This window comes from Rathayibacter sp. AY1D1 (genome assembly GCF_002932635.1).
Lineage (GTDB): Bacteria > Actinomycetota > Actinomycetes > Actinomycetales > Microbacteriaceae > Rathayibacter.
Genome location: NZ_PSVY01000023.1, coordinates 45,711 through 53,995 on the forward strand (window position 1 = coordinate 45,711; position 8,285 = coordinate 53,995).

Consider the following 8,285-nt stretch of genomic DNA (forward strand, 5'->3'; position numbering starts at 1 on the left):
CTTCGGGATCGCGGTGAGGCGGAACTGAACTCGTGCACCTGCGCGGGCAATTCGCTTCGCGAATCCTTCGTCCGGTGGCGATCCGCGGGGCCGGGGCCCTGCTCGTGCGCACACCGGAAACCGGCGGTCTTTGGCTTCGGGAAGCGTACGTCATCGCGGCGCGCGGGCGCAAGTCGAGGAGGAGGGCCCGCGCGCGGGATGCTGGAGGCATGACCGGCCCGACCCCCGACTCCGCCCGCGACGTCGACTCCGCGATCGCCTCGGTGGAGGGCGAGCTCAGCACCCTCTTCAACCGCGTGCGGGCGGCGATGCGCTCCTACGCCGAGCGGCTCCACCCGGAGCTGACGCCGCTGGGCTACAAGACGATCTCGGCGCTCGAGCGCCGCGGACCCGTGCACTCGGGCGTGCTGGCCGAGCTCCTCGAGATGGACAAGTCGGCGCTCAGCCGCCAGATCACGGCGCTCGACCGCCTCGGCTTCCTCGAGCGCACCCCCGACCCGCAGGACGGCCGCGCCACGATCCTCTCGGTGACTCCGGCGACCGCCGCGCGGCTGCGCGAGATCCGCAGCTCGAACCAGGCGCTGATGCACGAGGAGCTGCGCAGCTGGGCGCTCGCCGACGTCGAGCTCTTCGCCTCTCTCCTGCACAGGATCAACGACCTCGACATCTGACGCCTAGCACCCCGTCCGTTCGGGGACAATCGCCGGACGCCGCCCGCTCGACTGCGTAGTTTCGGAGGCGATGGACCAGCACTCCTCCTCTCTCCTCCCCCACGACGTCGACGGCGCGCTCGGCTTCGCGCGCGGTCTGAGCGCCGACGCGCCCCGGCCCGGCACCGGTCGCACCGCCGAGCTGCACGGTCTCCTCGAGCGCCTGGCTCGGCACGACCTCGGCGTCGCGCGCGCGGTGGAGCCGCACCTCGACGCTCTCGCGATCCTCGGCGAGGCGGAGCTCGACCCGTCCGGACTCGGAGTCGCCGCCGACGCCGCCTGGGGGGTCTTCGCGGCCGAGGGCGGCGGGGATCCTCTGGTCGCGCGCGAGAGCGACGGCGACTGGCTGCTCGACGGAGTGAAGCCCTGGTGCTCGCTGGCCGACCGCCTCGACGCCGCCCTCGTCACCGCCCACGTCGGGGACGCCTCCGGCGAGCGCCGCCTCTTCGCCGTGGCGCTGCGGGACGGGTCGGCGACGCCGGAGCAGGACGCCTGGCACGCGCGGGGCCTGACGGAGGTGCCCAGCGGACCGGTCCGCTTCTCCGGCACCCGCGCCGTCCCCGTAGGCGACGTCGGCTGGTACCTCTCGCGGCCCGGCTTCGCCTGGGGCGGCATCGGCGTCGCCGCCTGCTGGCACGGCGGAGCCCTCGGAGTCGCGGCGGCCGTCGCGGCGGCGGCAGCCCGACGCGAGGACCCGCACCTCCTGGCCCACCTCGGAGCGATCGACACGGCGCTCTCCGCGTCGCGCCGGGTGCTGGACGAGGCCGCCGCGGCGGTCGACGCGGGCGAGGCCGACGGCCCCCGCGGCTCACTGCTCGCCCAGCGCGTGCGGGCGAGCGTCGCCGGAGCGGTCGAGGAGATCCTGCTCCGCGCCGGCCGCGCGCTCGGCCCGGCTCCGCTCGCCCTCGACGCCGAGCACGCCAAGCGCGTCGCCGACCTCGCGCTCTACGTCCGCCAGCACCACGCCGAGCGCGACGACGCCGCTCTCGGCCGCGCCGTGCTCGCCTCGGGCGAGGCGGCCTCCTGGTGAGCCGGCCCTTCGACGGGCGCCTCGAAGGCACTCCTCTCGAGCGCTGGACCGCGGACGGCCGCCGCGACCGCCTCCCGGAGCTGACCCTGCCCGACGGGATCCGGCGCGTCCTGGTGGTCGTGGCGCACGCCGACGACGAGACCCTCGGCTGCGGCGGCACCATCGCGCTCGCGCGTCGGCGCGGGATCGCGGTCGACGTCGTCGTCGTGACCGACGGAGCCGCGGCCCACGGGGAGCGGGACGCGGACCTCGCTGCCGAGCGCCGGCGGGAGGCTTCGGACGCCCTGGTTGAGCTCGGCCCCGGCATCGGGCTCGCCTTCCTCGACGTGCCGGACTCGGCGACCCCGGAGCACCACGAGCGCATCGCACGCGAGGTGCGCGAGCGGGCGGCCGGCGCCCCCGGGACCGTCCTGCTCCTCTCCACCTGGACCGGGGACGGGCACCGGGACCACCGCGTGGTCGGCGAGATCTGCGCGGAGGTCGCGCGCGGGCTCGGGCAGCCGCTGCTCGCCGCGCCGATCTGGCTGTGGCACTGGGCGGTCCCGGAGGACCCCGAGGTGCCGTGGGGCGACCTCGTGCGCCTGCCGCTCGACGACGAGCTGCTCGAGCGCACCCGCCGTGCCCGCTCCCGCTATCCCAGCCAGACCCGCCCCGGGCCCGACGGGACCGGTCCGGTGCTCCATCCGCTCTTCCTGCGCACCTTCACCGGGGACGACCGGCTGGTGAGGATCGCATGAGCTACTTCGACGAGCTGTACGCCCGCCACGAGGACCCGTGGGGGTACACGAGCCGCTGGTACGAGCAGCGCAAGCGCGCCCTGACCCTCGCGAGCCTGCCGGAGCAGCGCTACGGCTCCGTGCTGGAGATCGGCGCCTCGATCGGCGTGCTGGCCGAGGCGCTGGCCGACCGGGCCGACCGCCTGCTGGCGATCGACGTGTCGAGCGCCGCCGTCGAGCGCGCCGCCCGCCGCCTCGCTCCGCTCGAGCACGTGCGGGTCGAGCACCACGACATCACCCGCGGCGTGCCGGAGGGTCCGTTCGACCTGGTCGTGCTCTCGGAGGTCGGCTACTACCTCGGCGACGCCCTCCCCGGCGTGCTGCGCACCATCCGCGACGCCCTCGCCCCCGCGGGGGAGCTCGTCACCGTGCACTGGCGGCATCCGATCGAGGGGCTCGCTCTGGACGGCGACGCCGTGCAGTCCGCCGTGGCGGAGCTGGGCCTGCACCGCCTCGCCCGCCACGAGGAGGAGGACGTCCTGCTCGAGGTCCACGCCCGCGACTCCCGCTCGGTCGCCCGCCGGACGGGGCTGGTGTGAGCCGGCTCGCGCAGGTGCTGGTCGTCGTCCCGGCCCTCGACGAGGAGGAGCGGATCGGCGGCCTGATCGCCTCCGTCCGGGCGAGCGCGACCCACCTCGCCCATCGGGCGCCCGGAATCGGGATGCGCCTCGTGGTCGCCGCGGACGGCTGCTCCGACGCGACCGTCGAGCGGGCCCGTGCCGCCGGCGCCGAGGTGCTGGAGCTCGCCCGCTGCGGAGTCGGCGCCGCCCGCTCCGCCGGGATCGCGCACGCCCTCTCCTCCGTCGCTGCTCCGCTCGAGCAGGTGTGGATCGCCAACACCGACGCCGACACCGTGGTCCCCCGCGACTGGCTGGCCGCCCACGTCGAGCACTCCCGACGGCACGACGCGCTGCTCGGCACGGTCCGGCCCGACCCGGCCGACCTCTCCCCCGGTGCCTACTCGCGCTGGCGAGACGTCCGCGCGCGGGAGGAGTCGATCGGCAGCATCCACGGCGCGAACCTCGGCGTCCGCGCGAGCGCATACCTCGCGGCGGGCGGCTTCGGCCGGGAGCCGCTGCACGAGGACGTCCTGCTCGTCGAGCGGCTGCGCGCGAGCGGCGCCCGGGTCGGAGCGACGGACCGCGGCGAGGTGGTCACCTCCGGCCGCCGCGACAACCGGGTCGAGGGCGGCTACGGCCACTACCTCCACGCTCGCTTCCCGTCCGAGACGTCTCCGGCCTGCGGCTGAATCGGGTACACGCGCACGCGGAACACGATGCGAGGGGTCCCTGTCAATGGTCGGGCCGTGGTTTGTCACGGATTGCGCAGGAGAGTCAAATGGGTGTCGAGCACGACCCGGTGCTCTCCGATGGAAGGGTCACCGCATGAATCCCCGCCTCGTCCTGCTGGCACTGGTCGCCTTCACCGCCTACGTGTTCGGCTCCCGCGCCGGCCGTGGCCGCTACGAAGAGCTGCGCCACCTCGCACTCGGCGTGTGGAACGACCCGGCCACGAAGAAGACCCGCAAGAAGCTCAAGAAGACCTCCAAGCGCGAGGCCAAGCAGCTCACCGCCATCGCGAGCAAGGCCCGCGACAAGGTGCAGCGCCGCCTCCGCTGACCCCCGCTTCCACGACTCACCGGACACCGGCCCGCCGGTGTCTCCGCTCGCATCGGAACGGCCGATCGAGCACGAACTGAAGGAGAAACATCATGGGCATCATCAGCTGGATCATCCTCGGCCTCATCGCCGGGGCGCTCGCCAAGCTCATCCTCCCGGGCAAGCAGGGCGGCGGATGGATCATCACGATCGTCCTCGGCATCGTGGGCGCGCTGCTCGGCGGCTTCCTCAGCACGCTGTTCGGCATCCAGGACGCCGTCAACGGCATCAACATCGTGAGCATCATCGTCTCCGTCGTCGGTGCGATCGTCGTCCTCCTCATCTACGGCGCGATCGTCGGCCGCAAGTCCCGCGCGTAAGTCGCGCTCCCCGAAGGCCCCCGGCATCCGTGCCGGGGGCCTTCGGCGTTCCCGGGAGGGCACACCTGTGGTCGGGGGATCCGACTCCTCCTCCGCGGAGAAGCTGGATGTCCGCCGAGCGCGCAAGGGGTTGATGCTGGGAGCCGCAGGCGATGGACTGGAGGCACGACGGCGCGGCTCCACTGCGCCCTCGCCCCGACGAAAGGACGTACTCGCTCATGAGCGACGACACCGCAACGGTCCCCACGATCACCCTGAACAACGGCGTGGAGATCCCGCAGCTGGGCTTCGGCGTGTTCCAGATCGACCCGGCCGAGACCAAGGACGCGACCCTGGCGGCCCTCGAGGTCGGCTACCGCCACATCGACACCGCCGAGATGTACGGCAACGAGGCGGGCGTCGGCGAGGCCGTCCGCGCCTCCGGCCTCGACCGCTCCGAGGTCTTCGTGACCAGCAAGCTCAACAACGGCTTCCACGCCCGCGAGGACGCTCTCGCCGCGATCGACGTCACCCTCGGCGAGCTGAAGTTCGACTACGTCGACCTCTTCCTCATCCACTGGCCGCTCCCGAACGTGGGCGACTACCTGGAGACCTGGAAGGCGATGGAGGAGATCTACCGCAGCGGCAAGGCGAAGGCGATCGGCGTCTCCAACTTCCAGACCAACCACCTCAACCGGCTCCGCGCCGAGGCGACCATCGTCCCGGCCGTGAACCAGATCGAGGTGCACCCCTACCTCGTGCAGCAGGAGCTCCGCGCCTACGGCACCGAGCACGGCATCGCGACCGAGGCCTGGTCGCCGATCGCGCAGGGCCTCGTCCTCGACGACGACACCATCACCCGCATCGCGCGCAACGTCGACCGCAGCCCGGCGCAGGTCGTGCTCCGCTGGCACATCCAGCGCGGCGACATCGTCTTCCCGAAGTCGGTCACCCGCAAGCGCGTGGAGGAGAACTTCGCCCTCTTCGACTTCGAGCTCGACGACGAGGCGATGACCGACATCACGGCGCTCGACCGCGGCCACCGCACCGGCCCCGACCCCGACACCTTCAACTACATCCCGAGCTGATCCTCGGCTCCATGGAGCGCGCCCGGCCTGCAGTCATCCTGCGGACCGGGCGCGCTCGTGCGTGGGGCGGCGAGCCGAGCCGCGCACGAACAGGGCGGGTCTCGAGACGCCGCGCTGCCGCTCCTCGACCGGCACGGTCACGGGCCGACCGCACCCCTGCTGATCGAGGAGCGGGCGCAGCCCGCGTATCGGGATCCACCCCACCGACGAACAGCGCGGATCCCGATGCGCCGGGCCCGCGGGTCAGCCCTGCTGCGAGTCGCGCCAGGAGTGCTCGGGGGCGTAGCCGAGGACCTCGCGGGCGTGGTCGATCGAGAGCAGGGTGCCGGTTGTCCCGAGGTCGCCGCGCAGCTCGACGCCGGGGAACACCTCGGCCACCAGCTCGGCGTTGGGGCGCGTCATCACGGTGTCGGCCGCGGCGATGATGAAGCGGTCGAACCCGGTCGTCTCGGCGAGCAGCGCCTTCTCGACCGCCTGCGCTCCGTCGCGTCCGTCGATGTAGCCCCAGAGGTTCCACTTGCGCAGCAGCGCGTCGGAGTCGAACGACGGGAACTCGGCGTAGTCGGCCTCGTCCATGACGTTCGAGAAGCGCAGGCCCGTGATCTTCAGGTCCGGGTGCCAGCGGCACAGCTCGATCGCCATCTGCTCCTCGAGGTGCTTGGTGAGCGAGTAGACCGACTCCGGGCGCGCCGGGTACTGCTCGTCGACCGGGATGTAGGGCGGCGGGACGTCGAAGGGCAGGCCCAGCACGGTCTCGCTGGAGGCGTAGACGACGTTGCGGATGCCGGCACGGATCGCTCCGTGGAACGCGTTGAACGTCGCGATCATGTTGTTGTGGAACGTGGCGACGTCGGGCACGAGGCCCGGCGCGGGGATCGCGGCGAGGTGCACGAGCGCGTCGATGCCCTCGTACTGGTCGTTCACCGACTGCAGCGCGTCCACGACCTGGCCGTAGTCGGCGATGTCGATGCGGACGAAGCCCGCGCCGCGGTCCCCCGCACGGTCCAGGTTGAAGACCTCGTGCCCGGAGGCGCGGAGGCGGGTGACGACGTGGCGGCCGAGCTTGCCGGATCCACCGGTGACTGCGATTCTCATGCTCGAACGCTAACGGGCCTGAGCGACGAGGGACGAGGGTTGCGGATCAGCTCCGGGCATGGAGCGAGATCGCGCCGCCGACCTCGGGCGTCGTCTCGTCGGCGACGAGCTCCGTCCAGCGGCGGAGCACGGCGGCGCCGGCCGCGTCGTTCACGGCTCCGTCGACGACGAGGACCGGGTAGGGCTTCTCGGGCACGCCCTCTGCGGGCCGCACATCGACGTGGGCGACGTCGTAGGCGTGCTCGAACAGCCAGTCGGCCATCGCGTAGTCGCTCCGGGAGTCGCCGACCGTGCGCCAGCGCTGCGGGATCGCGCCGGTCGCTCCGAGCAGCTCCACGGCGCGCTGGGCGCCGAGGTCCTTGCCGAGCCGGTTCGACTCGATGTCGGTCGAGATGACGGTCGGGTCGATGCGGAAGTCGACCGTCCCCTCCTCGTTCGGGTACCGGATGCCGCGGCGCTCGACTCCCAGGCCCGCGGCGGTCATGATCTGCAGGGCGTCGGCGTCGAAGACGAGCTGGCGCTCGAGGTAGTCCTCGCTCGGCAGGTCGACCAGCTGCTCGGCCGAGACCATGGCGCGCTTGGTCTCGTCGAAGAAGACCAGGTCGTCGTAGTCGGAGCGGATCATCCGCTCGAGGTCGCGGGCCACCGGCTCGGGGATCGCGAGCGACTCGTCGACGATCGGCTCCGAGGTGCCGCGGTAGTCGACGGTGAACCAGACGGCGCCCTTCTCGCAGACGCAGACGATGCGGGCCTCGGCCGAGACGCCGCGCTCGAGGAGCGCGGGCAGGACCCGCTCGCGCAGGAACGCGTCGGAGCGGCCCGTGTTGAACACGATCGGGATGCCGGCGTTGGCCAGGGTGACGAGGTCGTCGGCGATCTCGGGGATCGAGATCGTGCGCGTGACGGGGCTCGCGATGGGCCCGTCGACGTCGAGGAGCAGGCCGAGCGGAGGGGGTGTGGAGGTCATCGTGTCCCATTCTGCCGTGCCGGGGCCGCTCGACGCCTCCGTGACCGCCTCCACGCGGGCGGAGCGGCTCAGGAGGCGGGGACGACGAGGGTGCGCTGGGCGGTGGTGCCGTCGGGAGCGAGGACGGCGAGGGTGATCAGGGTCTCGGAGTCGCGGCAGTCGGCGGTGACGGCGGTGTAGCCGGACGCCGCGAGGTCGACGGGCTCGCCCGCGCTCGCGTCGGTGGTACCGACGGCCAGGCGGGCGGTGGCACCTCCGCTCGTCTCCCACGACAGGGCGAGCGGGACGGAGGCGGTGCGGTCGCCCTCGCAGTCGACCGAGGCGGGGGTGGAGGCGAAGGAGACGATCACGGGAGGAGCGTCGGATGCGGTGCCCGGCTCGGTGTCGGACGATGCGGCGGAGGCCGTCGGCGCGGAGGCGGCGGCGCCGTCGGCCGCCTCCGCGGAGCCGGGAGCGGCGGACGTCGCCGGAGCGGTCCCGGACGGCGCCGAGGACGGGCCCGCGGACGCCGTGGCTGCGCCGGACGCTCCCCCGCCGGCGGGCCGGACGAGCAGCACGATCGCGAGGACGACGGCGACGAGTCCGAGGGCGGCGAGGACGATGCCGGTGGTGCGGGCGGGGCGGGACGGCATCGGTCCTCCTGGGACGGGACGGGACGGGAC

At 73.1% G+C, this 8,285-nt stretch carries 11 protein-coding genes; 8 read left to right on the forward strand and 3 right to left on the reverse strand.

Translation table 11 applies throughout. The annotated features are described in order from the left end of the window. The first annotated feature begins 209 nt into the window (after positions 1-209). The 8 genes from C5C56_RS13430 to C5C56_RS13465 all read left to right on the forward strand — a co-directional run bounded on the left by C5C56_RS13430 (position 210) and on the right by C5C56_RS13465 (position 5,561). Entirely contained in the window at positions 210-671 is a 462-nt protein-coding gene (locus C5C56_RS13430; RefSeq protein WP_104224334.1) for a MarR family winged helix-turn-helix transcriptional regulator, read from the forward strand. Between the two features lie 70 nt (positions 672-741). After that, on the forward strand, positions 742-1,740 hold the full coding sequence (locus C5C56_RS13435) for an acyl-CoA/acyl-ACP dehydrogenase (protein ID WP_104319771.1): 999 nt from the start codon (positions 742-744) through the stop codon (positions 1,738-1,740). After that, positions 1,737-2,477, forward strand: coding sequence for a PIG-L deacetylase family protein (locus C5C56_RS13440; protein WP_181137607.1), 741 nt, complete (start codon positions 1,737-1,739; stop codon positions 2,475-2,477). Before C5C56_RS13435 ends, C5C56_RS13440 begins: the two co-directional genes overlap by 4 nt. Beyond that, positions 2,474-3,055 (forward strand): class I SAM-dependent methyltransferase, encoded by a 582-nt coding sequence (locus C5C56_RS13445; RefSeq protein WP_104234596.1) that lies wholly within the window; start codon positions 2,474-2,476, stop codon positions 3,053-3,055. The genes C5C56_RS13440 and C5C56_RS13445 overlap by 4 nt, the downstream gene beginning before the upstream one ends. Next, a complete protein-coding gene (locus C5C56_RS13450; RefSeq protein WP_104234597.1) occupies positions 3,052-3,765 on the forward strand; it encodes a glycosyltransferase family 2 protein in 714 nt (237 codons plus the stop codon). Before C5C56_RS13445 ends, C5C56_RS13450 begins: the two co-directional genes overlap by 4 nt. A gap of 136 nt (positions 3,766-3,901) precedes the next feature. After that, the gene (locus C5C56_RS13455) at positions 3,902-4,135 is read left to right on the forward strand and encodes a hypothetical protein (protein WP_104227476.1); all 234 of its coding nucleotides are present in this window, start codon (positions 3,902-3,904) and stop codon (positions 4,133-4,135) included. Between the two features lie 92 nt (positions 4,136-4,227). After that, positions 4,228-4,494: a GlsB/YeaQ/YmgE family stress response membrane protein gene (locus C5C56_RS13460; RefSeq protein ID WP_104224330.1), complete on the forward strand. Its 267-nt coding sequence runs from the start codon at positions 4,228-4,230 to the stop codon at positions 4,492-4,494. A gap of 218 nt (positions 4,495-4,712) precedes the next feature. Further along, positions 4,713-5,561 (forward strand): aldo/keto reductase, encoded by an 849-nt coding sequence (locus C5C56_RS13465; RefSeq protein WP_104224329.1) that lies wholly within the window; start codon positions 4,713-4,715, stop codon positions 5,559-5,561. 243 nt (positions 5,562-5,804) lie between these two features. On the opposite strand, the gene C5C56_RS13470 is transcribed toward C5C56_RS13465, so the two are convergent. From C5C56_RS13470 to C5C56_RS13480, 3 genes are all read right to left on the reverse strand, one after another. Further along, a complete protein-coding gene (locus C5C56_RS13470; RefSeq protein ID WP_104227477.1) occupies positions 5,805-6,656 on the reverse strand; it encodes an NAD(P)-dependent oxidoreductase in 852 nt (283 codons plus the stop codon). A gap of 46 nt (positions 6,657-6,702) precedes the next feature. After that, complete coding sequence (locus tag C5C56_RS13475; protein ID WP_104234599.1) at positions 6,703-7,623, reverse strand: hypothetical protein; 921 nt, start codon at positions 7,621-7,623, stop codon at positions 6,703-6,705. A gap of 68 nt (positions 7,624-7,691) precedes the next feature. Then, on the reverse strand, positions 7,692-8,255 hold the full coding sequence (locus C5C56_RS13480; RefSeq protein ID WP_104319772.1) for a hypothetical protein: 564 nt from the start codon (positions 8,253-8,255) through the stop codon (positions 7,692-7,694). Between the last annotated feature and the right edge of the window lie 30 nt (positions 8,256-8,285).